At 71.9% G+C, this 24,206-nt stretch carries 14 protein-coding genes; 3 read left to right on the top strand and 11 right to left on the bottom strand.

The annotated features are described in order from the left end of the window. Positions 1-38 precede the first annotated feature (38 nt). Entirely contained in the window at positions 39-674 is a 636-nt protein-coding gene (locus AC3ERT_RS06940) for an ANTAR domain-containing response regulator (RefSeq protein WP_335973610.1), read from the top strand. Between the two features lie 105 nt (positions 675-779). Here AC3ERT_RS06940 and AC3ERT_RS06935 read toward each other — a convergent pair whose 3' ends face one another. From AC3ERT_RS06935 to pyk, 6 genes are all read right to left on the bottom strand, one after another. Next, entirely contained in the window at positions 780-1,496 is a 717-nt protein-coding gene (locus AC3ERT_RS06935) for an ABC transporter ATP-binding protein (protein WP_335973613.1), read from the bottom strand. Then, complete coding sequence (locus AC3ERT_RS06930) at positions 1,493-2,395, bottom strand: ABC transporter ATP-binding protein (protein WP_435173197.1); 903 nt, start codon at positions 2,393-2,395, stop codon at positions 1,493-1,495. The genes AC3ERT_RS06935 and AC3ERT_RS06930 overlap by 4 nt, the downstream gene beginning before the upstream one ends. A gap of 8 nt (positions 2,396-2,403) precedes the next feature. Then, entirely contained in the window at positions 2,404-4,314 is a 1,911-nt protein-coding gene (locus AC3ERT_RS06925; protein ID WP_435173196.1) for a branched-chain amino acid ABC transporter permease, read from the bottom strand. A gap of 5 nt (positions 4,315-4,319) precedes the next feature. After that, on the bottom strand, positions 4,320-5,249 hold the full coding sequence (locus AC3ERT_RS06920) for a branched-chain amino acid ABC transporter permease (RefSeq protein ID WP_335973620.1): 930 nt from the start codon (positions 5,247-5,249) through the stop codon (positions 4,320-4,322). Positions 5,250-5,564: 315 nt separating this feature from the next. Then, positions 5,565-6,812: a branched-chain amino acid ABC transporter substrate-binding protein gene (locus AC3ERT_RS06915; protein WP_335973622.1), complete on the bottom strand. Its 1,248-nt coding sequence runs from the start codon at positions 6,810-6,812 to the stop codon at positions 5,565-5,567. A 534-nt stretch (positions 6,813-7,346) separates the two neighbouring features. Beyond that, a complete protein-coding gene (gene pyk, locus AC3ERT_RS06910) occupies positions 7,347-8,783 on the bottom strand; it encodes a pyruvate kinase (RefSeq protein WP_335973628.1) in 1,437 nt (478 codons plus the stop codon). 285 nt (positions 8,784-9,068) lie between these two features. Here pyk and AC3ERT_RS06905 point away from each other — a divergent pair, with 285 nt between their 5' ends. Continuing rightward, a complete protein-coding gene (locus AC3ERT_RS06905) occupies positions 9,069-10,898 on the top strand; it encodes a bifunctional metallophosphatase/5'-nucleotidase (RefSeq protein ID WP_435129776.1) in 1,830 nt (609 codons plus the stop codon). On the opposite strand, the gene AC3ERT_RS06900 is transcribed toward AC3ERT_RS06905, so the two are convergent. From AC3ERT_RS06900 to pepN, 3 genes are all read right to left on the bottom strand, one after another. Next, entirely contained in the window at positions 10,867-12,372 is a 1,506-nt protein-coding gene (locus AC3ERT_RS06900) for a lysine N(6)-hydroxylase/L-ornithine N(5)-oxygenase family protein (protein ID WP_435173195.1), read from the bottom strand. The two genes, AC3ERT_RS06905 and AC3ERT_RS06900, sit on opposite strands and share 32 nt — an antisense overlap. Then, positions 12,369-13,754, bottom strand: coding sequence for a pyridoxal phosphate-dependent decarboxylase family protein (locus tag AC3ERT_RS06895; RefSeq protein ID WP_435173194.1), 1,386 nt, complete (start codon positions 13,752-13,754; stop codon positions 12,369-12,371). The genes AC3ERT_RS06900 and AC3ERT_RS06895 overlap by 4 nt, the downstream gene beginning before the upstream one ends. A 424-nt stretch (positions 13,755-14,178) precedes the next feature. Next, positions 14,179-16,680: an aminopeptidase N gene (gene pepN / locus AC3ERT_RS06890; RefSeq protein ID WP_435173193.1), complete on the bottom strand. Its 2,502-nt coding sequence runs from the start codon at positions 16,678-16,680 to the stop codon at positions 14,179-14,181. 152 nt (positions 16,681-16,832) lie between these two features. On the opposite strand from pepN, the gene AC3ERT_RS06885 reads away from it, so the two are divergent. After that, a complete protein-coding gene (locus tag AC3ERT_RS06885) occupies positions 16,833-17,759 on the top strand; it encodes a hypothetical protein (RefSeq protein ID WP_435173192.1) in 927 nt (308 codons plus the stop codon). Between the two features lie 163 nt (positions 17,760-17,922). Here the strand turns inward: AC3ERT_RS06885 and AC3ERT_RS06880 are convergent, their stop codons facing one another. Together AC3ERT_RS06880 and gltB are read right to left on the bottom strand one after the other, a co-directional pair. After that, the gene (locus AC3ERT_RS06880; protein WP_335973647.1) at positions 17,923-19,386 is read right to left on the bottom strand and encodes a glutamate synthase subunit beta; all 1,464 of its coding nucleotides are present in this window, start codon (positions 19,384-19,386) and stop codon (positions 17,923-17,925) included. Then, on the bottom strand, positions 19,379-23,941 hold the full coding sequence (gltB, locus tag AC3ERT_RS06875; protein ID WP_435173190.1) for a glutamate synthase large subunit: 4,563 nt from the start codon (positions 23,939-23,941) through the stop codon (positions 19,379-19,381). The genes AC3ERT_RS06880 and gltB overlap by 8 nt, the downstream gene beginning before the upstream one ends. Positions 23,942-24,206: the final 265 nt, after the last annotated feature.

The raw sequence follows: 24,206 nt of genomic DNA, 5'->3' as shown, positions 1-24,206 counted from the left end.
AGCAGGATTCGACGCCATGACCCGAGGAGCACCGCACCGTGAGCGCCCCCGACGAGCCCACACCCGCGCAGGATGACGCTGCCCCGCATGTGCCGCCCGCGACCACGCGGGTCGTCATCGCCGAGGACGAGGCGCTGATCCGGCTGGACCTGAAGGAGATGCTGGAGGAGGAGGGCTACGCGGTCGTCGGCGAGGCGGGCGACGGCGAGACCGCGGTGAAGCTCGCCGAGGAGCTCCGCCCGGACCTGGTGATCCTGGACGTCAAGATGCCGGTCCTCGACGGCATCAGCGCCGCGGAGCGGATCGCCGGGGAGAAGCTGGCCCCCGTGCTGATGCTCACCGCCTTCTCCCAGCGCGAGCTGGTCGAGCGGGCCCGGGACGCGGGCGCGATGGCGTACCTGGTGAAGCCGTTCACCAAGAGCGACCTGGTGCCGGCGATCGAGATGGCGGTGAGCCGCTTCCAGGAACTGCGCGCCCTGGAGGCGGAGATCGCCGACCTGTCGCTGCGGCTGGAGACCCGCAAGCTGGTGGACCGGGCGAAGAGCGTGCTCCAGACCAAGTACGGGCTGACCGAGCCGGCGGCGTTCCGCTGGATTCAGAAGACGTCGATGGACCGGCGGATGTCGATGCAGGCGGTGGCGCAGGCGGTCATCGACGAGGTGACGGAGAAGTAGGTCCCCGCCCGCGGTACAGGGCGGCTGCACGGTACGGGTAAGGCCCGCGCTCCTGGAGTGCGGGCCTTACCCGTCGATCGGTCCCGGTGTGCCCCGGGGCGCCGGTCAGTCCTCGCCGAGGTACGTCTTGCGGACGCCCTCGTCGTGCAGGAGTTCCTGGCCGCTGCCGGAGATCTTGATGCTGCCGATCTCCATGACGTGGGCCTGGTCGGCGAGCGAGAGGGCGGCCTGGGCGTTCTGCTCGACGAGCAGGATGGTCATGCCCTGGGACCGCAGCTCGACGATGGTGGCCATGATCTTCTGCATCATGATCGGCGAGAGGCCCATGGAGGGCTCGTCGAGCATCAGCAGCTTGGGCTGGGACATCAGGGCGCGTCCCATGGCGAGCATCTGCTGCTCGCCGCCGGACAGGGTGCCGGCGGCCTGCTTGCGGCGTTCCCCGAGGATCGGGAACAGCTCGTAGGCGCGCTCGACGTCCTTGGTGATGCCGGCGGCGTCCCGGCGGAGGAAGGCGCCGAGCAGCAGGTTCTGCTCGATGCTGAGCCGGGGGAAGATGTGCCGGCCCTCCGGGGAGTGGGCCAGGCCCAGGGAGACGATCTTGTGCGGGGGTACCCGGGTGAGCACCTTGCCGTCGAAGGTGACCCGGCCGCCGATCGGCTTGAGCAGGCCGCTGAGGGTGCGCAGGGTGGTGGTCTTGCCGGCGCCGTTGGTGCCGATGAGGGTGACGACCTGGCCGGCCTCGACGGTGAACGAGATGCCCTTGACGGCCTCGATCTTGCCGTAGGCGACCCGGAGGTCCTCTACTTCGAGCAGTGCGGTCATCGGTCGTTCTCCTGCTCCTGCGCGCCGGTGCCGGTGCCGGCCTCGTTGTCGCCGTCGGCCGCCGGTTCCGGTTCGGCCGCCGGTTCCGCCTCGAACGGCTCGCCCAGGTAGGCCGCGACGACGCGCTCGTCGCTCTGGACGACGTCGGCGGTGCCCTCGACCAGTTTCTGGCCCTGGACGAGGACGGCGACGCGGTCGCAGAGGTTGAAGATGAACCGCATGTCGTGCTCGATGACGAGCACCGCGATGCCCTGGTCCCGGATGGCGAAGACCAGTTCCTCGGTGGCGCGGGTCTCCTGCGGGTTCATGCCGGCGGTGGGCTCGTCGAGCAGGAGCAGCCCGGGCTCGCTGGCGAGCGCGCGGGCGATCTCCAGCTTGCGCTGCTCGCCGTAGGGGAGGTTGCGGGCGAGGTGGTCGGCCTTGGCCGCGAGGCCGGTGAACTCCAGGAGTTCCATGGCCCGTTCCCGGGAGCGGGCCTCGGCCTTGTGGTAGCGCGGTCCGCGGATGAGGGCGGAGAAGAGGCCCTCGCGGGTGCGGGTGTGCCGGCCGACGAGGACGTTCTCCAGCACGGTCATGTTGGCGAACAGCCGGATGTTCTGGAAGGTGCGGGCGACGCCTGCCTTGGTGACGAGGTGGGGCTTGGGCGGCAGGACGGTGCCCTGGTAGCGGACGGAGCCCTCGGTGGGGACGTACAGCCCGGTGAGGCAGTTGAAGAAGGTGGTCTTGCCGGCGCCGTTGGGGCCGATCAGGCCGACGATCTCACCGCTGTTGACGGTGAGGCTGACGTCGCGGACGGCGGTGAGGCCGCCGAAGCGCATGATGACGCCGTTGGCCTGGAGCAGCGGGGTGCTGCCGGGGGTGGCCGCCGGGGCGGCGGGGGTGCTGGTCGTCGTGGTCATGGTGTCCTTCACGCCCCTGCCGCGCCGGCGGCCGCGCCGTCGCCGCCGACGGCCGGCTGTGCGGGGACGAGGGTTTCGTCCGGGGCCGGGGGTTCGTCCTTGTGGAACTCCAGCTGGCGGCGGCGGTTGGCGATGATGCCCTCGGGCCGGAACCGCATGATGAGTACGAGGGTGACGCCGAAGGCGAGGAGTTCGTAGCGCTGGAGGAAGCCGAGCTTCTCGGGGATGAGGTAGAGCAGGGCCGCGCCGAGGACGGGTCCGGTGACGGTGCCCATGCCGCCGAGGACGACGGCGGCGAGCAGGAACGCCGAGTTGGGCGGTGCGGCGCCGGAGAACTGGTACGGGTTGGGCACGACGCTGTAGGTGACGTGGGCGCTGACGGTGCCGGCCAGGCCGGCGAGGGAGGCGCCGAGCGCGAACGCGATGAGCTTGACCCGGAAGCCGTTGATGCCCATGGCGGTGGCGGCGGTCTCGTCCTCGCGGATGGCGATCCAGGAGCGGCCGATCCGGGAGTCGGAGGCGCGGGTGAAGACGAGGACCACGATCACCGTGATGACGAGCATCAGCAGGTAGTAGTTGGCGAACCGGCCCAGCGTGATGGAGCCCATGGTGTGCGGGTCGCCGAGGTTGTAACCGAAGATCGACAGGTCGGGGATCTGCGAGATGCCGTTCGGGCCGTTGGTGACCTTGGGGCCGGAGACGCCGTCGAGGTTGTTGACCGCGATGCGGAAGATCTCTCCGAAGCCGAGGGTGACGATGGCCAGGTAGTCGCCGCGCAGCCGCAGGGTGGGGGCGCCGATGAGGACGCCGAAGACGAGCGAGGCGGCCATGCCGGTGAGGGCGGCGGCCCAGAACGGGAACTGGACGCCGGACCAGATGGAGTACTCGGAGCCGGAGACCAGGGCGGCGGCGTAGGCGCCGACGCCGAGGAAGGCGACGTAGCCGAGGTCGAGCAGGCCGGTGAGGCCGACGACGATGTTCAGGCCGAGGGCGACGGTGCCGAAGATGAGGATGTTGACGCCGAGGTTCGCCCAGTGCTCGTTGTTCTGCACGAACGGGTAGGCGATGGCGGCGAGGATGCCCATCAGGATGGCGAACGGCCGGTGGTCGGCGGTGATCTTGGAGAACTGCCGGGTGAGTCCGGCGGCGTTGAACGACCACAGGGTGAAGGCGACCAGGATCAGGTAGCCGACGAAGAGTTCGGTGTATCCGGTGGCCAGGCCGTAGGTGAGGACCTTCACGCCGACGGCGGCGACCACGACGATGGCCAGGTACTGCACCCACGCGGGGGCCCGGGCCGGGTCGGGGACGGACAGTTCGGTGTGGTGCAGCCGGGCCTGGCGCAGCCGGCGGTAGGTGGCGCGGGCGGCGCCGTTCTCGCTCAGCCGGCCGAGTTCGTAGTACTCGGCGTCGGTGGCGTCCAGCGGCTGGCGGTTGATGGGCAGGGCCAGGGCGCCGACGAGCAGGACGAGCGAGGCGATGGCGGCGACGAAGCCGCCGGGGTTGAGGTTGGCCAGGCCGCCGAGTTCCTGGGCGATGGCGATGACGGCGTACCAGGTGGTGGCGAAGGTGCCGGCGGCCAGCAGGAGGACGGCGTTGGCGGAGCGGTTGGGCACCAGCCAGGTCAGGCCCTTGACGCCGAAGGCGCCGAGGGCGAGGAGCCCGGTGAGGACGGCGCCGATCAGGGTGAGGACCTGGAGGCCGCCGGGGTAGCCGTTGACGGTGAGGTCGCCGGGGAAGTCGGAGGTGTAGGTCCACGACATGAACGTGGAGGCCACGGTGCCGACGGCGCCGACGAGGGTCGCGATGCGGGCGGCGGCGGGCGGCAGGCTGAGGTAGGAGTCGGCGCGCGGGGCGTCGGGGCGGGTGGTGCCGAGCGGGGTGGGCTGGAGCGCCTCGGTGGCGGGGATGTCGGTCATGGGTGTCACGCCCTGTCCGCTACGCGTTCACCCAGCAGGCCCTGTGGTCGGACCAGGAGGACCACGATGAGCAGGACGAATGCCCATACGTTGGCCCAGCCCTGTCCGCCGAGCTGGTGCATGCCGGGGATGTTGGCGATGTAGGCGGTGGCGCAGGCTTCGGCGATGCCGAGGACGAGTCCGCCGAGCATGGCCCCGTAGATGTTGCCGATGCCGCCGAGGACGGCGGCGGTGAAGGCTTTCAGGCCGGCCTGGAAGCCCATGTTGTAGTTGATCTGGCCGTACTTCAGGCCGAAGGCGACGCCGGCGACGGCGGCGAAGAGGCCGCCGATGGCGAAGGCGATCACGATGATGCGGTTGGTGTCGATGCCCATGAGCTGGGCGGTGTCCGGGTCCTGCGCGGTGGCCTGCATGGCGCGGCCGGTGCGGCTGGTGCGGACGAAGGCGGCCAGGCCGATCATGCAGATCGCGGCGGCGACGACGAGGAAGATGTCGTTGCGCTGCACGCTGATGGAGCCGAGGTGGTACGGGTGGGTGCCGAGCTGCGGGAAGTTCTTGGCGTTGTCGGCGCCGGGGTACCAGACGAAGATCGCCTGCTGGAGGGCGAGGGAGAGGCCGATCGCGGTGATCAGCGGGGCGAGGCGTGGTGCGCCGCGCAGCGGCCGGTAGGCGAACCGTTCGGCGCCGACGGCTATGAGCACGGAGACGATGGCGCCGCCGATGAGCATCAGGGGCAGTGCGGCCCAGATGTTCATACCGTCGGGCAGGACGTTCCATACGGTGAGCGCGCCGAACGCGCCGGTCATGAAGATCTCGCCGTGGGCGAAGTTGATGAGCTGGACGATGCCGTACACCATCGTGTAGCCGATGGCGATGAGCCCGTACATCGAGCCGAGGAACAGCCCGTTGGCCAGCTGTTGCGGCAGGGTGTGCACCGCATGGCCTCCATGTCGCTGGGAGCAGGTGGGTGGGGACGGGTCGCGGGTGGGTGGTGCGGCGGGCGGGTGGGTCGCGGGGGCGGCAAGCAGTGGGGCGGGGGGGGGGGGGGGGGGGGGGGGGGGGGGGGGGGGGGGGGGGGGGGGGGGGGGGGGGGGGGGGGGGGGGGTGTTCGGGGGGGGGATGGTGGGGTGGGTGTGGGGGGGGGGGGAGGGGGGGGGTGGGGGGGGGGGGGGGGGGGGGGGGGGGGGGAGAGCTGTTGCTCTCATCCCCGGCCCCCCCCCCCCCCCCGGCCCTCGGTGCTGCGGGGTCGGTCAGCCCGTGTAGACGCCGCTCTTCACGGCGGTCCACTTGCCGTTCTTGACCTGGTAGACGGTGAGCTGCTTGTTGGTGGTGTCGCCGTACTGGTCGAAGGAGACGTGGCCGGCGATGCCCTGGAAGTCGGTCTTCTGGACGGCGTCGACGACCTTGGAGCGGGCGTCGTTCATGGCCGGCAGCTTGCCGCCGTTGGCGTCCATGACGCTCTTGACGGCGTTGATGATGGCGGTGGCGGCGTCGTAGGAGTAGCCGCCGTAGGTGCCGTAGTCGCCGGGGTACTTCGCGGCCTTGTAGGCCTTGATGAAGTTCTGGGCGGCCGGGAGGGTGTCGACGGGGACGCCGACGGAGGTGGCGAGGTCGCCGTTGGCGGCCGCGCCCGCGGTCTTGATGTACGTGTCGGAGTACATGCCGTCGCCGCCCATGAGCGGGATGTTCACGCCGCCGGCCTTGAGCTGCTTGGTGATCAGCTCGGACTCGTCGTACTGGCCGCCGTAGTAGAGCATGTCGGCGTGCGACTGCTTGATCTTGGTGACCAGCGCGGAGTAGTCGGTGTCACCGGTGTTGACGTGGTCGGTGCCGGCGATCTTGCCGCCGAGGGCGGCGAACTTGCTCTTGAAGATCGACGCGAGGCCGGCGCCGTAGGCCTGCTTGTCGTCGACGACGAAGACGTCCTTCTTCTTCAGGGTGTTGTAGGCGTAGTCCGCCGCGAAGCCGCCCTGGTTGGCGTCGGTGGTGGCGGTGCGGAAGTAGGTCTTGAAGGGGCGGACCTTCTTGCCGGTGGCCCAGTTCTTGCCCTGGGTGAGGTCGGGGTTGGTGTTGGCCGGCGAGATCTCCACCAAGTTGGCGGTGGCGAAGACCTGCTGCATGGATTCGGCCACACCGGAGTTGAGCGGGCCGACCACGCCGATGACGTTGTTGTCCTGCACCAGGGCGGTGGCGTTCTGCTGGCCGGTGGCGGGCAGCGCCTTGTCGTCCAGCGCCTTGACCTTGAAGGTCACGCCGGGCACGAGCTTCTTGGAGTTGGCGTCGTCCACCGCGAGCTGCGTGCCGTACTGCAGGCCCAGGCCGGTGGCGGAGTTCTGGCCGGTGAGCGGCGCGTCGACGCCGATGGTGAGCGTGACGCCGCTGCCACCACCGTCGCCGCCGCTCTTCTTGCTGTCGTCGCTGCGCGATCCGCAGGCGGTCAGAGTGAGGGCTCCTGTGGTCAATACGGAGGTGAGCAGCAGCAAAGAGCGGTGTCGCACAAGCGGTCCTTTCCCCTGGCTCGACCGGTCCTCGTGGACGGTCGAAGTCGCACGCTTCAGTCCGATCGCTAATTCGGAGGCGCGGTGACTGGCCGTGACTCTAGGCGCGTGATGGGGGGTCGGGGAGCAGTACGGCGAAGAGTGTGACTGTCTTGTTATGCCAAACGTCTGTTCTTGAGCTTCAGTTGAGGTTTGCCGTGCTGTTTGGGTGCTTTGCGCGGGGTCCGCATGATGAGAACGTGCACTTCGAGTGGGCGCGGCAGGCCGGCGGCAGCGGTACGCCGTCATTTCGGACAAGATCGACGCAACGGGAATACGGGGGCGGCGGCGCACGGCGGCGGCGAGGGAGCGCGGGCCGCCGATTGCGTATTGCAGACAGGTAACAGAGTGTTAATTGCGAGGGTTCGGAGTTTCCGCCACTGGCCGAAAACCGACGGGCCCCGCCGGACTGTCCGTCTGGCGGGGCCCCCTATTGGAGAAGGGGCGCCGACCGCTCCAAGCTGGGAAGTCAGCACCAACGTCGGCAATGGTGCATTACCGTTTCGGGGAGTCGTCCTCACCGATGTGGTGGACCCGGACCATGTTGGTGGTGCCGGGCATTCCGGGCGGCGAACCGGCCGTGATCACCACGACGTCGCCCTTCTTGCAGCGGCCGATCCGCAGCAGCTGCTCGTCGACCTGCTGCACCATCTCGTCGGTGGTCTGCACCGTCGGGCCGAGGAACGTCTCGACGCCCCAGGTCAGGTTGAGCTGGGAGCGGGTGTCCTCCTCGGGGGTGAAGGCGAGCACCGGGATCGGCGAGCGGTAGCGGGACAGCCGGCGCACCGTGTCGCCGGACTGGGTGAAGGCCACCAGGTACGACGCGCCGAGGAAGTCGCCCATCTCGGCGGCGGCGCGGGCCACGGCGCCGCCCTGGGTGCGCGGCTTGTTGCTGTCGGTGAGCGGCGGCAGCCCGGCGGCGAGGATGTCCTCCTCTGCGGCGGCGACGATCCGGGACATCACCTTGACCGTCTCGATCGGGTGCTTGCCGACGCTGGTCTCGCCGGAGAGCATCACCGCGTCGGTGCCGTCGATCACCGCGTTGGCGACGTCGCTGGCCTCGGCGCGGGTGGGGCGGGAGTTGTCGATCATCGAGTCGAGCATCTGGGTGGCGACGATGACCGGTTTCGCGTTGCGCCGGGCGAGTTTGACCGCGCGCTTCTGGACGATCGGCACGGCCTCCAGCGGCATCTCGACGCCCAGGTCGCCGCGGGCGACCATGATGCCGTCGAAGGCGTCGACGATGTCCTCCAGGTTCTCCACCGCCTGCGGCTTCTCGATCTTGGCGATCACCGGGACCCGGCGCCCCTCCTCCGCCATGATCCGCAGCACGTCGTCCATGTCGCGCCCGCTGCGCACGAAGGACAGCGCGATGACGTCGGCGCCGGTGCGCAGCGCCCAGCGCAGGTCGCGGATGTCCTTGTCGGACAGCGCCGGGACGGAGACCGCGACGCCGGGCAGGTTCAGGCCCTTGTTGTCGGAGACCATGCCGCCCTCGATCACCATGGTGTGCACGCGGGGGCCCTCGACGTCGGTCACCTCCAGGGTGACCCGGCCGTCGTCGACGAGGATGCGCTCACCTCGGGCGACGTCGGCGGTCAGGCCCTTGTAGGTGGTGCCGCAGATCGTCTGGTCGCCCTCGATGTCGTCGACGGTGATGGTGAACTCGTCGCCGCGTTCAAGCAGTACGGGCCCCTCGGCGAAACGTCCCAGCCGGATCTTCGGGCCCTGAAGGTCCGCGAGGATGCCGACGCTGCGCCCGGTCTCGTCGGCGGCCTTGCGTACGCGGCGGTAGCGGTCCTCGTGTTCGGCGTAGCCGCCGTGGCTGAGGTTCAGGCGGGCGACGTCCATCCCCGCCTCGACCAGTGCTTTGATCTGGTCGTAGGACTCGGTGGCAGGACCCAGGGTGCAGACAATTTTGGCTCGGCGCATGTGTCGAGCGTATGACTTACTCGTTGGTAGGGAGCGCGGTGACGCCAACAGCCCAACGACGTTCGGATTAACGGTTGTTGACAAGTGTCGAAGTGTGTGCGGGCGCCCGCTCCGATGAGCGGTCCGCGGTCCTCGCGCGCGGTCGTCGCCGGCCCATCGTGTACGAGCGGCGGGCCGTTCACTCCCCGGGGGTGTTGCCGGGCCCCTCCTCTGGTCCAGAATCTACGCGCGTCGCGATGCCGTCCGGCCGCGCCCACCGCCCGACCCCTTCAGGGAGAACCCGACATGCCGCTCAACCGCAGGGACTTCATCAACCGATCCGCCGCGACAGGTGCGGGCGTCGCGCTCACCGGAGCGGCCGGTGCGGTGGCGGCGGCACCGGCGCAGGCGGCCGACCGGCAGCCCGCGCCCGGCCACGGCCACCGGCCCACCACTTACAGCCTGCGGGTGCTGGGCACCACCGACGTCCACGGCCACGCCCTGAACTGGGACTACTTCACCGACGCCGAGTACGACGACGCGACCCACAACGACGTCGGCATGGCGAAGCTCGCCACCCTCGTCGAGGACGCCCGCGCCGAGAAGGGCCACGACCGCACCCTGCTCGTCGACGCCGGCGACATCATCCAGGGCACCCAGCTGTCCTACTACTTCGCCCGCGTCGAGCCGATCACCGGCGCGAAGAAGGGCCCCCAGCACCCGATGGCGCTGGCCATGAACCACATGCGCTACGACGCCGCCGCCCTGGGCAACCACGAGTTCAACTACGGCATCCCGCTGCTGCGCGCCTTCCAGGACCAGTGCGACTTCCCGCTGCTGGCCGCGAACGCCGTGGACGCCAAGACGCTGCGCCCGGCCTTCCCGCCCTACCTCGTCAAGGAACTGCGGGTGAAGGGCGGCCCGAACATCAAGGTCGGCATCCTGGGCCTGACCAACCCGGGCATCGCGGTGTGGGACAAGGCCAACGTGCAAGGCCAGCTGTCCTTCCCCGGCCTGGTCGAGCAGGCCCGGGTGTACGTCCCCAAGCTGCGCGCGCTCGGCTGCGACGTGGTGTTCTGCACCGACCACTCCGGGCTGGACGGCAGCACCACCTACGGCGACGCGGTGCCCTACCCGGAGAACGCCTCCTCGCTGGTCGCCGCGCAGGTGCCCGGTATCGACGCGATCCTGGTCGGCCACACCCACGTGGAGCGCCCGCAGACCCTGGTGGTCAACGAGGAGACCGGCAGGACCGTGGTGCTGTCCGAGCCGCTGATGTGGGGCATGCGGCTGAGCGTCTTCGACATCGACCTGGAGCTGGAGCACGGCCGCTGGAAGGTCACCTCCGTCAAGGCCGAGGTGCGCAACGCCAACACCGTCGAGGAGGACCCGGCCGTCGCCAAGCTGGTGCGCGACGAGCACCAGAAGGTCGTCGACTACGTCAACCAGGTCGTCGGCACCTGCACCGAGGCGATGTCCGCGGCGGAGTCCACCTACAAGGACACCCCGATCATCGACTTCATCAACAAGGTCCAGGCCGACACCGTCACCGCCGCGCTGGCCGGCACCGACTACGCCGACCTGCCGGTGCTCTCCCAGGCGTCGCCCTTCTCCCGCACCGCGGCCATCCCCGCCGGGCAGGTCTCGCTGCGCGACGTGGCGGGCCTGTACGTCTACGAGAACACCCTGGACGCCAAGCTGCTGACCGGCGCCCAGATCAAGGACTACCTGGAGTGGTCCGCGGAGTACTTCGTGCAGACCGCGCCGGACGCCGCCGTGGACGTCACGAAGATCACCAACGCGAACAACACCCCCGACTTCAGCTACGACGTGCTCAGCGGGGTGTCGTACGACATCGACATCGCGCAGCCGGCCGGCTCGCGGGTCACCAACCTCACGCACGGCGGCGCGGCGCTCGACCCGGCCGCGCAGTTCGTGCTCGCGGTGAACAACTACCGCTCCAGCGGCGGCAGCAACTACCCGCACGTGGCCGCCGCGCAGTCGGTGTGGTCCACCTCCGACGAGATCCGCAACACCATCATCGCGTGGGTGCAGGCGCACGGCACGATCGACCCGGCCGGCTTCGGCGGCGACCAGTGGCAGCTCACCCGCGACGGAGTTCCGCTGTTCGGCTGAGCTCCTGGGCCGTGTCGGCGGCCCCCGCACCCGCTCCCGTCCCCTGCCCTGTCCCCTGCCCCGCGCCCGGTCCGCCGGCCGGGGCGGGGCCGGGCAGGCCGAAGGTGGTGAACGCGGTCCGGTCCGGCAGCCGGTAGTGCTCCGTGCCGGTCAGCAGCGCGGTCAGGTCGTTGAGCACCACCGCGGACCGCCAGGCGGCGAGCCCCAGGTCGGGCGCGCCCACGCCGTGCGTGTGGCGCTCGGCGTTCTGCACGTAGATCCGGCCGGAGACCGAGGGGTCCAGCCGCATCCGGTAGCGGGCGTCGATCTGCGGCCGGCCCGACGCGTCCCGCCCGACGTACGGCGCGAGCGGGTCGAGCAGCCGGTCCAGCGGGCGCTCCTCGTAACCGGTGGCGAGCACCACCGCGTTGGTCACCAGCCGGGTGCGGGTGCCCTGTTCGGCGTGCTCCACGTGCAACTCGACGCTCTGCGTGCCCAGCCGGCCGGCGGTGCGGACGCTGACGCCCGGCGCGAGCACCGCGTCGGGCCAGCCGCCCTCCAGGGAGCGGCGGTACAACTCGTCGTGGATCTCGCTGATCGTCTCGGTGTCGATGCCCTTGTGCAGCTGCCACTGCTGCGGCACCAGCCGGTCCCGGACCGGCTCGGCGAGCTGGTGGAAGTAGCGGGTGTAGTCGGGGGTGAAGTGCTCCAGGCCGAGCTTGCTGTACTCCATGGGCGCGAACGCCGGGGTCCGGGCCAGCCAGGTAATCCGCTCCCGGCCGGGCGGGCGCTGCCGCAGCAGGTCGAGGAAGACCTCGGCGCCCGACTGCCCGGAGCCGACCACGGTGATGTGCTCGGCGGCCAGCAGCCGTTCGCGCTCCTGGAGGTAGCGCGAGGAGTGCACGACCGGCACCGCCGGGGAGTCCGCGAGCGGCCGCAGCGGCTCGGGGACGTGCGGCCGGGTGCCGACGCCGATCACCAGGTGCCGGGCGTAGGTGCGGGCCAGCGCCTCGGCCTCGCCGTGCGCGTCGACGTGGGTGTGGTCCACCTCGAACAGGGCGCGGGCCGGGTTCCACCGCACGCTGTCGACCTGCTGGCCGAAGTGGGTGGTGGGCAGTGCCTGGGCGACCCAGCGGCAGTAGGCGTCGTACTCGGCGCGGTGCACATGGAAGCGCTCGGCGAAGTAGAACGGGAAGAGCCGGTCGCGGCCGCGCAGCCAGTTGAGGAAGCTCCAGCGGCTGGTGGGGTCGGCGAGGGTGACCAGGTCCGCGAGGAAGGGCACCTGGAGGGTGGCGCCGTCGATGAGTAGCCCGGGGTGCCAGCGGAAGTCGGGGCGCTGGTCGTAGAAGGCGGCGGTCAGCTCCGGGACGCCGTCGGCGAGCGCGGCCAGGGAGAGGTTGAACGGGCCGATGCCGACGCCGAGCAGGTCGAAGGGCTCCTCCGCGGGCGCGGCGGTGCCGGGGGCGCCGTCGGCGCCGGACGGGGTGGGGTTCATCGTGCCGTGGTGCCTTCCGTGGTGAGGTGGAGCAGCCGGTCGAGGTCGTCGGGGCGCAGGTGCGGGTTGAGCAGGGTGGCCTTGAGCCAGAGCCGGCCGTCGGCGCGGGCCCGGCCGAGTACGGCGCGGCCCTCGTGGAGCAGGCGGCGCCGCAGCTCGGCGGTCTCCTCGTCGTCCGCGGCGGTCGGGCGGAACAGGACGGTGCTGATCGCGGGCCGGGCGTGCAGGGTGAGCGCGGGGTGGCGCTCGATGCGGTCGGCGAGGTCGTGGGCGAGGTCGCAGACGGCGTCGACGAGGGCGGCGAGGCCCTCGCGGCCCAGGGCGCGCAGGGTGACGGCGACCTTGAGGATGTCGGGGCGGCGGCTGGTGCGCAGCGAGCGGCCGAGCAGGTCGGGCAGGCCGGCCTCGGTGTCGTCGGCGGCGTTGAGGTAGTCGGCCTGGTGGGTCAGCGGGCGCAGCGCGGTGCCGTCGGGTACGGCCAGCAGTCCGGCGGCGACCGGCTGCCAGCCGAGTTTGTGCAGGTCGAGGGTGACGGAGACGGCGGACTGCAACCCGTCGAGCTTGGCGGCCTCGCGGCTGCTGAACAGCAGGGGGCCGCCGTAGGCGGCGTCGACGTGGAGTTCGGCGCCGTGCTGCCCGGCGGCGTGGGCGATCGCGGGCAGCGGGTCGATGGCGCCGCTGTCGGTGGTGCCGGCAGTGGCCACCACCAGGGGGCGGCCGGGCAGTTGGTCGAGTGCGGTGTCCACGGCGGCCGGGTCGAGGACGCCGGCGGGGGTGTCGAGCACGATCGGCTGCGGCAGGCCGAGCAGCCAGGCGGCGCGCTGGACGCTGTGGTGGGCGTTGGCGCCGCACACCACCTGGACCCGGGGGCCGCCGGCGGCGCGCTCGCGGGCGAGCAGCAGGGCGAGCTGGTTGGACTCGGTGCCGCCGGTGGTCACCAGCGCGTCGGGCGCGGGCAGGTCGGGGTAGACGAGGGCGGCCAGCGCCGCGGTCACCCGTGCTTCGAGGGCGCTGGCGGCGGGGGCCTGGTCCCAGGAGTCCATGGACGGGTTGAGCGCGGAGGCGGCAAGGTCCGCGGCCACCGCGACCGCCAGCGGCGGGCAGTGCAGGTGGGCGGCGCACAGCGGGTCGGCGGGGTCGGCGGCGCCGGCCGCCATGAGGTGCACCAGGGTGGCGAGTGCTTCGTGCTCGCCGGTGCCGGCCAGCGGCAGTACGTCGGGGGCGGCCTGCTCGACGAGCCGGGCGACGCCTTGCGGTCCGCCGCCCGGCATCGGACCGCCGCGGTCGCGGGCACCGTCCGCCAGCGCGCCGCAGACGGTGTCCACCAGGGGGCGCAGCGCCTCGGCGGTTCCACGTCCTCCGGCAAGTCCGGGCATCGGCATGGGTGTTCCTCACTCAGCGGCGGCACGGCGCGGCCCGACCGGCGCCCGCCGGCGCGCACGACAAGGGCGTTGTGTTCAACGACCGCTGCCCCGAATGGGTACGTCCCCACCCCGACCCGCGCCCGTCCCCCGAACTCTCCCCAACTCGCCTCGATTTCAGGCCAGTTGAAGATCCACGCTACGTCACATCTCCCGCCGGGCGGGGCCGGGGTGTGGACGGAGGGGCGCCGCCCCTCCGCTCCCCGAGCCGAACGGCCTTCGGCCGGGGCCGAACGAGCGGACGGGCTCGGCCCCAGAGCGGACCGGGCCCCGCACCCGCCAGGGCACCCCACAAAGCCCCGCGGCCCGCGCACCGCGCTGGCGTCACGGACCGCCCGCGCGGCACCCCGTGACGCCCTGGCGTCGGTGCGGGAAAGGGGCCCGCTCAGGCGGGGAAGACCTGGTGGATGCGCAGGGCGCGGGCGAGGTCGTCGACTTGGTCGGTCAGGGCGCGGCGCAGGGCCGGGGTGAGGGTGGGGTCGTCCAGGGCGGCGCGGCCCAACGCCAGGGCGGGTGCGGTGACTTCGGTGCCGGGGAAGCCGCGGCGGGCGACGGCGTCGGAGATCGCGGGGCCGCGCCGGGCGGCGGCCGCTGCCGCGTCGGGGTAGTAGCGCGGCAGGTAGTCGGCGAGCACCTCCCGCTGCTCGGGGTGCCAGAAGCCGTCCGCGGCCGCGCCGACCAGGTGCGCGGAGCGCGACTCGTGGAAGATCGCCTGCCAGGCGGCGGCCTTGGCCCCGGGGTCGGGCAGGGACGCGCGGCAGCGGGCGGCGGCCTCGTGTCCGGCGGCGCCGGGGTCGCGGGCCAGCTCCGCGTCGATGTCGGCGCTGTCGGCCGCGCCGAGGACGGCCAGCCGTGCCAGCAGCAGCCAGCGCAGTTCCTGGTCGAGGGTGTCGCCGCCGGGCCCGGTGCCCGTGTCGTACCAGCCGCGCAGTTCGGCCGTCCCGGCGTCGCCCGCCGCGGAGGCGGCCAGTGCGCGCAGGGCGGTGAGCCGGTTGCCGGGGCGGCCCTCGGCGAGCAGCGCGCGGGCGGTGGCGGCGAGTGCGGCGAGCGCCGCGGGCCGCGCCTGCGGGCCGAGGTAGCGGTCGGCGACGGTCACCCGGGCGAAGGTGAGCACCCCGTGCACGATCGACGGGTCGGCCTCCCCCGGCAGGTGCCGGCCCACCAGGTCCAGGTACTGCGCGGGCGCCAGCCGGGCGTCCCGTACCAGGTCGCGCGCCGCGTTCCAGGCGACGGAGCGCGACAGCGGGTCGGGGATGCTGCCGAGCGCGTCGCGCACCGCCTCCCACGAGCGGTCGTCGAAGCGGACCTTGACGTAGCTGAGGTCGTTGTCGTTGAGCAGCACCAGGTCGGGCCGGGCGCCGTCGAAGGTGCGGCGCTCGACGGCGGCGGTGGCCGTGATGTCCACGGTGGCGCGTTCGCGCAGCACCAGCCGCGCGGTGTCGCCGGGCGCGCGGTCGTAGAGCCCGACGTCGATGCGGTGCGGGCGGTGGCCGCTGTGCCCGATCTCCAGCCGCCAGCCGCCGGGCGCGAGGGACGCGGACGGAGTGAGGGTGTCGATGCCGGTGCTGCGCAGCCACGCCTCGGCCCAGGCGGGCACGTCGCGTTCGGTGGCGGCCGACAGCGAGTCGATGAGATCGGCGAGGCGGGCGTTGCCGAAGCGGTGGCGGGCGAAGTGCGCGTTCAGGCCGGCCAGGAAGTCCTCCCGGCCCATCCAGGTGACCAGTTGGCGCAGCGCGGAGCCGCCCTTGGCGTAGGAGATGCCGTCGATGTTGGTGAGCGCGGACGCGGTGTCGGGCACGTCCTCGGGCAGCGGCGCGACGGGGTGCGTGGAGGGGCGCTGGTCGCTGTCGGAGCCGCGGTACTTGCGGTTGGCGCCGTAGTCGGTCCAGGCGCCGGCGAACTGCGGGTCCTCGGAGACCACCTGGTAGCCCATGTACTCCGCGAACGACTCGTTCAGCCAGATGTCGTCCCACCAGCGCAGGGTGACCAGGTCCCCGAACCACATGTGGGCCATCTCGTGGGCGATGACCACCGCGCGGTTGCGCAGTTCGGTGGGGGTGGCGTCCGAGCGGTAGACGTACTCGTCGCGCAGGACCACCAGTCCGGGGTTCTCCATGGCGCCGAAGTTGAACTCGGGCACGAACGCCTGGTCGTAGGAGTCGAAGGGGTACGGCTCGGCGAACATCTCGCGGTAGCGGTCGAAGCAGCGGAAGGTGAAGGCGAGCAGGTCGGGCGCGGCGCGGTCCAGGTGCGCGGCGAGCGAGCGGCGGGCGTGCAGCGCGAAGGGCAGCCCGGCGTGCTCGGCGCGCACCGCGTGGTAGGGGCCGGCGGCGACCGCGACGGCGTAGGTGGGCAGCGGCGGGGTGGGGGCCATCTGCCAGCGGCCGGGCGCGGTGCGGGTGGCGATGCCGTTGCCGAGCACCGTCCAGTGCTCCGGCGCGGTGACGGCCACCTCGAAGCGGGCCTTCAGGTCGGGCTGGTCGAAGGCGGCGAAGACCCGCCGCACGTCGGCGAGGAACATCTGCGTGTAGAGGTAGGTCTCGCCGTCGGCGGGGTCGGTGAAGCGGTGCATGCCCTCGCCGGTGTGCGAGTAGGCCATGTCGGCCTCGACGCGCAGTTCGTGCGGGCCCTGCGCGAGTCCGGGCAGCGGCAGCCGGTTGCCGTCCAGCAGTGCGGTGTCGACCGGGGTGCCGTCGAGCAGCACACGGTGCAGGGCGGCCGGTTCGACCTCGGCGAAGGTGTCGCAGTCGCGAAGGGCCGCGAAGCGGATGACGGTGGTCGATCCGAAGCGCTCGGCTCCCTGGGTGAGGTCGAGGTCGATCGCGTAGTGCGCTACGGCCAGGTCACGGGCGCGGGTCTCGGCCTCGGCGCGGTTGAGAGCAGGCATGCCCTTCATGCTGCCGCACGAAAGCCGCTGGTGGAACGCCTTCACCGATCATGGATACGAGGCCGGCGCACCTGTGCGAGGCCGCGGTGCCGCGGGGCCCGGCGCGCGTACCGGTGGAGGGGTTACGCTCGCAGGGGCGCGGGGAGGTGGCCATGGACGGGTCGGCGCGGGGCGGCGCGGAGGCGGCCGGGGGGCCGATCGTGCACGGCTTCCCGCATCTGGACACGGTGCGGCGGGCGCTGACCGCGCTGTACCGGCGGCTGTCGGCGGACGGGGTGGCCCGGTTCGCGGCGAGTGTGCGGCGGGAGCTGGTGGACTTCCCCGACGACGAGGACCCGTATCTGGGCGCGCTGCGGGTGGCCCGGGTGATGGTGCGGCACCTGCGGCTGCCGGACGCCCGCATGGTGGTGGGGTTCCGCGACATGGCGCACGCGGGCAGCGTCGAACTGGCCGCGGGCCCGGAGTACTTCGTGGAGCTGCACGCCCGGTTCCGCACCGACCGCCGGGACGTGGGCGCCGCGCTCGCCCACGAGGTGACGCACGTCTACCTGCACCGGCTGGGGCTGGAGTTCCCCGGCACCCGCGACAACGAGATCCTCACCGACACCGCGGCCGCCTACCTCGGCGCGGGCTGGCTGCTGCTGGACGCCTACCGGGAGGAGCCCGCGCTGCGCGGGGAGCGGATCACCATGGCCGCGTACAAGCTCGGCTACCTCACGCCCGAGGAGTTCGGGTACGTCCTGGCCAAGCGGGCGCTCGCCCTCGGCGACGACATCGAGCCCTGGCTGCGCAGTCCGCAGGCCGCGGACGCCTACCGGGCGGGGCTCGAGCGGGCCCGGCAGGACCTGCGCCGGCCGCCGCTGGCCGCCGCGCCGTGGGCGGCCCGCTGCCTGTACGCGCGGCACCGCCGGGCCGGCGCCGCCCCGGACAGCGCCGGCTACGCGTTCACCGGTCCCCCGGCCGACCTGCGCGTCTCCTTCGCCTGCCCGACCTGCTTCCAGCGCATCCGCCTGCCCTGCGCGGGGCGGCTGCGCGCCCGGTGCGCGCTGTGCGCCACGGAGCTGGCCTGCGAGACGTAGGGCCGGGTCCGCGAAGGTCCCGGAAAAGCCACAACGCCCGCCTCCTTGGTCGGGGAGTGGCGAGCGTTGCGGGTGTTGCTGCGTACCGCACGCCGTTGTGCGGGACATCTCGGGTGCCGGGCGGGACCCGGCGGTGCGGCCGATCAGGTCGGCCGGTGACCGGTCAGACGGTGAGCGGCCGGTCGGTCGGGCGGATCGGCGCGGGCAGCGCCGAGGGCACCCCGGTGAGGTAGGCGTCGACGGCCTTCGCCGCGGAGCGCCCCTCGGCGATCGCCCAGACGATCAGCGACTGGCCGCGGCCGGCGTCGCCGGCGACGAACACGCCGTCGACGTTGGTCGCGTAGGAGGCGTCCCGCGCGATGTTGCCGCGCGCGTCCAACTCCAGCCCGATCTGCTCGATCAGCCCGTTCTTCTGGTCGGTGCCGGTGAAGCCCATCGCGAGGGTGACCAGGTCGGCCGGGATGACCCGCTCGGTGCCCTCCTGCGGCACGAACCTGCCGTCCTGGAAGACCACCTCGACCAGGTGCAGTTCGCGCACGTGCCCGTCGGCGTCGCCGGTGAACCGCACGGTGTTGACCGCGTAGACCCGCTCGCCGCCCTCCTCGTGCGCGGAGGTGACCTTGTAGACCATCGGCATCGTCGGCCACGGCTGGTGCGCGGGCCGCTCGTCGGACGGCCGCGGCATGATCTCCAGCTGGGTGACGGACAGCGCGCCCTGCCGGTGCGCGGTGCCGACGCAGTCCGCGCCGGTGTCGCCGCCGCCGATGACCACCACGTGCTTGCCCTCGGCGCTGATCGGCGGGGTGACGAAGTCGCCCTCCTGCACCTTGTTCGCCAGCGGCAGGTACTCCATCGCCTGGTACACGCCGGTCAGTTCGCGGCCCTCGACCGGCAGGTCACGCCACTGGGTGGCGCCGGCCGCGATGACCACCGCGTCGTACCGCCGGACCAGCTTCGCGCCGTCGAGGTCGGTGCCGATCTGCACCCCGGTGCGGAACTTGGTGCCCTCCGCGCGCATCTGCTCGATGCGGCGGTTGATGTGCCGCTTCTCCATCTTGAACTCGGGGATGCCGTACCGCAGCAGCCCGCCGATCCGGTCGGCCCGCTCGTAGACCGCGACGGTGTGGCCGGCCCGGGTGAGCTGCTGGGCGGCGGCCAGGCCCGAGGGGCCCGAGCCGATCACCGCGACGGTCTTGCCGGACAGCCGCTCCGGCGGCTGCGGCGTCACGTCGCCGTTGTCCCACGCCTTGTCGATGATGCTGACTTCGACGTTCTTGATCGTCACCGGCGGCTGGTTGATGCCGAGCACGCACGCGGACTCGCACGGCGCCGGGCACAGCCGCCCGGTGAACTCCGGGAAGTTGTTGGTGGCGTGCAGCCGCTCGGACGCGGCGGTCCAGTCCTCGCGGTAGGCGTAGTCGTTCCACTCCGGGATCAGGTTGCCCAGCGGGCAGCCCTGGTGGCAGAACGGGATGCCGCAGTCCATGCAGCGGCCGGCCTGCTTGCTGACGATCGGCAGCAGCCCGCCGGGGACGTAGACCTCTTTCCAGTCCTGCTTGCGCTCCTCGACCGAGCGGGTCGGGTTGTTCTCACGCGGGGTGGTGAGGAAGCCCTTGGGGTCAGCCATTTGCCGCCTCCATCATCTTCGCGGTCGTCTCGGACTCCGAGAGTCCGGCCAGCTCGGCGGCGTTCTTGGCGGCGAGCACTGCCTTGTAGTCCCTCGGCATGACCTTGCCGAAGCGGGTGAGGGCACCGCCCCAGTCGGCGAGCAGCCGCTCGGCGACGGTGGAACCGGTCTCCTCGAAGTGGCGGCGCACCACGTCGTGCAGCCACGTGATGTCGTCGGCGGTCAGCTGCTCGACCTCGACCATCCCGGGGTTGACGCGCTCGGGGTCCAGGTCCAGCAGGTAGGCGATGCCGCCGGACATGCCGGCCGCGAAGTTCCGGCCGGTGGCGCCGAGCACCACGGCCCGTCCGCCGGTCATGTACTCGCAGCCGTGGTCGCCGACACCCTCGGCCACCACCGTCGCACCGGAGTTGCGCACGCAGAACCGCTCACCGGTGCGCCCGCGCAGGAACAGCTCGCCGCCGGTCGCGCCGTAGGCGATGGTGTTGCCCGCGATGGTGGACTCCTCCGCGAGGTGGTCCGCGCCGCGGTCCGGGCGGACGATCACCCGGCCGCCGGACAGGCCCTTGCCGACGTAGTCGTTGGCGTCGCCCTCCAGCCGCAGCGTGACGCCCCGCGGCACGAACGCGCCGAAGGACTGCCCGGCCGACCCGGTGAAGGTGATGTCGATGGTGTCCGGCGGCAGGCCCGCGCCGCCGTACTTCTTCGTCACCTCGTGGCCGAGCATGGTGCCCACCGTGCGGTTGACGTTGCGGATCGGCACCTGGGCGCGGACCGGGGCGCCGGACTCCAGCGCGTCGGCGGCGAGCCGGATCAGCTCGTTGTCGAGCGCGCGCTCCAGGCCGTGGTCCTGGCCGGTGGTGCGGTGCAGCGCCGCGCCCTCGGGCAGCTCCGGCACGTACAGCAGCGGGGCCAGGTCCAGGCCCTGCGCCTTCCAGTGCTCCACCGCGCGGCCGGCGTCGATCAGCTCGGCGTGGCCGACAGCCTCCTCGATGGTGCGGAAGCCCAGCTCGGCGAGGATCTCCCGGACCTCCTCGGCGATGAACTCGAAGAAGTTCACCACGAACTCCGGCTTGCCGGAGAACCGGTCGCGCAGCACCGGGTTCTGGGTGGCGACGCCCACCGGGCAGGTGTCCAGGTGGCACACCCGCATCATGACGCAGCCGGAGACGACCAGCGGCGCGGTGGCGAAGCCGAACTCCTCGGCGCCCAGCAGCGCCGCGATCACCACGTCCCGGCCGGTCTTGAGCTGGCCGTCGGTCTGCACCACGATCCGGTCCCGCAACCCGTTGAGCAGCAGCGTCTGCTGGGTCTCGGCCAGGCCGAGCTCCCAGGGGCCGCCCGCGTGCTTCAGCGAGGTGAGCGGGGAGGCGCCGGTGCCGCCGTCGTGCCCGGAGATCAGCACCACGTCGGCGTGTGCCTTGGACACACCCGCGGCGACCGTGCCGACGCCGACCTCGGAGACCAGCTTGACGTGCACGCGGGCCCGGGGGTTGGCGTTCTTCAGGTCGTGGATGAGCTGGGCGAGGTCCTCGATGGAGTAGATGTCGTGGTGCGGGGGCGGCGAGATCAGGCCGACGCCCGCCGTGGAGTGCCGGGTGCCGGCGATCCACGGGTACACCTTGTGGCCGGGCAGCTGGCCGCCCTCGCCGGGCTTGGCGCCCTGCGCCATCTTGATCTGGATGTCGTCGGCGTTGACCAGGTACTCGGAGGTGACGCCGAACCGGCCGGAGGCGACCTGCTTGATCGCGCTGCGCCGGGCCGGGTCGTACAGCCGCTCCGGGTCCTCGCCGCCCTCGCCGGTGTTGGACTTGCCGCCGAGCTGGTTCATCGCGATGGCCAGCGTCTCGTGCGCCTCGCGGGAGATCGAGCCGTACGACATGGCGCCGGTGGAGAACCTCCGGACGATCTCGCTGACCGGCTCGACCTCGTCGATCGGGATGGCCGGGCGGTCGTGCTTGAGGCCGAACAGGCCGCGCAGCGTCATCAGCCGCTCGGACTGCTCGTTCACCCGCGAGGTGTACTGCTTGAAGATGTCGTAGCGGCGGCTGCGGGTGGCGTGCTGGAGCCGGAAGACGGTGTCCGGGTCGAACAGGTGCGGCTCGCCCTCGCGGCGCCACTGGTACTCGCCGCCGATCTCCAGCCGGCGGTGCGCGGCGGGGATGCCGGAGACCGGGTACGCCTTGGCGTGCCGGGCGGCGACCTCGCGCGCGATGACGTCGATGCCCGCCCCGCCGATCTTGGTGTCGGTGAGGTGGAAGTAGGTGTCGACGAACTCCGCGTCCAGGCCGATCGCCTCGAAGACCTGCGCGCCGCGGTAGGAGGCCACGGTGGAGATGCCCATCTTGGACATCACCTTCAGCACGCCCTTGCCGAGCGCCTTGATGAGGTTGCGGATCGCGGTGTCGGCGTCGACGCCGGGCAGGAAGGTGCCGGCCCGGACCAGGTCCTCGACGGACTCCATCGCCAGGTACGGGTTGACGGCCGCGGCGCCGTAGCCGATCAGCAGCGCGACGTGGTGCACCTCGCGGACGTCGCCGGCCTCGACGATCAGGCCGACCTGGGTGCGCTGCTTGGTGCGGATCAGGTGGTGGTGCACCGCGGAGGTCAGCAGCAGCGACGGGATCGGGGCGTGCTCGGCGTCGGAGTGCCGGTCGGAGAGCACGATCAGGCGGGCGCCGTCCTCTATGGCGGCGTCGGCCTCGGCGCAGATCTCCGCCAGGCGCGCGGCGAGCGCCTCGCCGCCGTCCGCCACCCGGTACAGGCCGGAGAGCGTGGCGGCCTTCAGGCCGGGCAGGTCGCCGTCGGCGTTGACGTGGATGAGCTTGGCCAGCTCGTCGTTGTCGATCACCGGGAAGGGCAGGGTGATGTTGCGACAGGAGGCCGGGCTGGGCTCCAGCAGGTTCCCGGACGGGCCGATGGTGGAGATCAGCGAGGTGACCAGTTCCTCGCGGATGGCGTCCAGCGGCGGGTTGGTGACCTGCGCGAAGAGCTGGGTGAAGTAGTCGAAGAGCAGCCGCGGCCGGTTGGACAGGGCGGCGATCGGCGAGTCGGTGCCCATCGAGCCGATCGGCTCCGCGCCGGTGCGCGCCATCGGCGCGAGCAGGACCCGCAGCTCCTCCTCGGTGTAGCCGAAGGTCTGCTGGCGGCGGGTGACCGAGGCGTGGGTGTGCACGATGTGCTCGCGCTCGGGCAGGTCGGCCAGCTCGATCAGCCCGGCGTCCAGCCAGTCCGCGTACGGGTTCTGGGCGGCGATCTCAGCCTTGATCTCGTCGTCCTCGACGATGCGGTGCGAGGCGGTGTCGACCAGGAACATCCGGCCCGGCTGGAGCCGGCCCTTGCGGACGACCTTCTCCGGCGCGATGTCGTGCAGCACGCCGGACTCGGAGGCGAGCACCACCAGGCCGTCGTCGGTCACCCAGTAGCGGCCCGGGCGCAGCCCGTTGCGGTCCAGGACCGCGCCGGCGACGGTGCCGTCGGTGAAGGTGACGCAGGCCGGGCCGTCCCAGGGCTCCATCAGCGTGGAGTGGTAGCGGTAGAAGGCGCGGCGGGCCGGGTCCATCGAGGTGTGGTTCTCCCACGCCTCGGGGATCATCATCAGCACGCTGTGCGGCAGCGAGCGGCCGCCGAGGTGCAGCAGTTCCAGCACCTCGTCGAAGGACGCGGTGTCGGAGGCGCCGGGGGTGCAGATCGGGAAGATCCGCTCCAGGTCGGTGGAGGCGGCGGCGCCGGCGAGCAGCTCGCTGGCCAGCTGCGACTCGCGGGCCCGCATCCAGTTCCGGTTGCCCTTGACGGTGTTGATCTCGCCGTTGTGCGCGACGAACCGGTAGGGGTGGGCGAGCGGCCAGCTCGGGAAGGTGTTGGTGGAGAACCGCGAGTGGACCAGGGCGATGGCGGTGGCGAAGCGCTCGTCGGACAGGTCCGGGAAGAACGGCTCCAGCTGCCCGGTGGTGAGCATGCCCTTGTAGACGATGGTGCGGGCCGACAGCGACGGGAAGTACACGTCGGCCTCGCGCTCGGCGCGCTTGCGCAGCACGAACGCGGGGCGGTCCAGCTCGATGCCGGCGCGCCCGGTGGCCTGGTCGGCGACGAAGAGCTGCGCGAAGTGCGGCATGGTGGAGCGGGCGGTGGCCCCGAGCAGGTCGGGGTCGGTCGGCGTCTCGCGCCAGCCCAGGACGGTCAGGCCCTCTTCGGCGGCGATCCGCTCGATGGCGTCGACGGCCTTGGTGCGGTCGTCGGGCTCGGTGGGCAGGAAGGCGAGGCCGGCGGCGTAGTGGCCGGCGGCGGGCAGCTCGAAGTCGACGACGGAGCGCAGGAAAGCGTCGGGGATCTGGAGCAGGATGCCGGCGCCGTCGCCGGAGTCCGGCTCGGCCCCGGTGGCGCCGCGGTGTTCCAGGTTGCGCAGGACGGTCAGGGCCTGCTGGACGAGCTGATGGCTCGCCTCGCCACTGAGCGTGGCGACAAAGCCGACGCCGCAGGCGTCGTGCTCGTGGCGGGGATCGTACATCCCCTGCGGGGCGGGGCGCCCGTCCATGAACGCGGAACGCGAACGCATGGCTCTCCCGTCGTCGTCATGTGGCTGATATGCATCGCCCGTTATCGGGCATGCGCAACAGGGACGACGTTGGCCCTCTGCGATTTCGTGCAGGTTACATGATGGACGAGTGTTCGAGAAGTGGATACTCGATTCCATCATGTGGACGTACAAGGTGGGTCCGGCCGGGTGGAACAGCTACTTCAGGCCAGCGTCGTGCCGCGGGGGGTGGTACGGACGATTCCGGCGCCGCGAGCGGGGGTGCCCGGACACGGCTCGACGAGCC

This window comes from Actinacidiphila sp. bgisy145 (genome assembly GCF_057708125.1).
The sequence above is the reverse complement of the archived record's forward strand: the minus strand, read 5'-3'. Positions and strand labels throughout refer to the sequence as shown.